The 542-nt window shown below is 32.5% G+C and carries 1 protein-coding gene; it reads right to left on the bottom strand.

The features are described from left to right. Window positions 1-103 precede the first annotated feature (103 nt). On the bottom strand, window positions 104-542 hold a 439-nt coding region (locus tag ACR65M_RS27020; RefSeq protein WP_440274962.1), incomplete at its 5' end, for a Tn3 family transposase.

Raw genomic sequence — 542 nt, 5'->3', positions numbered from 1 at the left:
GGGGTACAGCCAACATTTCGGAAATTTTGTACGCTAAGCAAAATTCGATATAGAAATAGCCAAATACCTGTACGTTAAGGAATTTGGCTTTATATGTTATAGGTTAATTTTTATTTAATGGTCTTAGAGAATTTGTGGGTAATCGATGCGAATCAAATTTATATTCTCCAAGAAAATTAATATGTTCCCATCCCAAAGGTGAAATATGTGGAAGCAATTCTTCCCTTAGAATATTATTTTTCTTAAATTCCTTTGTTACTTCACTTAAATACACAGTATTCCATACGCTAATTGCATTGATTAATATATTTAATGCACTAGCTCTTTGTAGTTGATCTTGTATGCCCCGTTCTCTGAATTCACCACGTTTACCAAAAAATAAAGCTCTAGCCAATCCATTCATGGCTTCTCCTTTATTTAGTCCACGATGTATCCTTCTTCTTAATGTTTCATTCGTAATATAGTCAAGAATAAAGATTGTTTTTTCAATTCTTCCAATCTCCCGAAGAGCTGTAGCTATTTTATTTTGTCTTGCATACGAA

The sequence above is a fragment of the Ferdinandcohnia sp. SAFN-114 genome (assembly GCF_059415045.1).
Note: the sequence above shows the minus strand (reverse complement) of the source record. Positions and strands in the feature narration are given on the sequence as shown.